We start from the raw sequence: 393 nt of genomic DNA, 5'->3' as shown, positions 1-393 counted from the left end.
CGTTCCACGCCGTCCGGTCGCATCTCAGTCAAGAGCCGACCGCCGGCACTGTACGTGAACGCATAGCATGGGCGGTCCTGCAGTCGCTCTCGAAGCCGCCCGTCGGCATCGTACCGATAACGGGTCCGGCGCCCTGCTGGATCGCTTATCTCGACGACCTGGCCACGCGCATTGCGTAGCGACTGTCGGACCCTTCCGCCGAGGCCAACGTGCCGAACCAAAAGCCCGGCTGCATCGTATTCGAAGGCCTCCGAACTTCCGTCGGGATATGTGATGCGGACCGGCTCGCCGGTCGGACGCACATCGTACGTGATGCGCTGACCAAGCGCGTTCTCACGCATAACCGGCAGACCGAACGGATCAAAAGTGGTTCGCGTCGCTTTGCCGGAACAG

At 63.4% G+C, this 393-nt stretch carries 1 protein-coding gene; it reads left to right on the top strand.

From position 1 onward, the window contains the following. Positions 1-209 precede the first annotated feature (209 nt). On the top strand, positions 210-393 hold a 184-nt coding region (locus SB725_RS30240; protein ID WP_410923031.1), incomplete at its 3' end, for a hypothetical protein.

The organism is Pseudomonas sp. SIMBA_041, from assembly GCF_046535095.1.
In the GTDB taxonomy this organism is placed as follows: Bacteria; Pseudomonadota; Gammaproteobacteria; order Pseudomonadales; family Pseudomonadaceae; genus Aquipseudomonas; species Aquipseudomonas mucoides.
The sequence above is the reverse complement of the archived record's forward strand: the minus strand, read 5'-3'. Positions and strand labels throughout refer to the sequence as shown.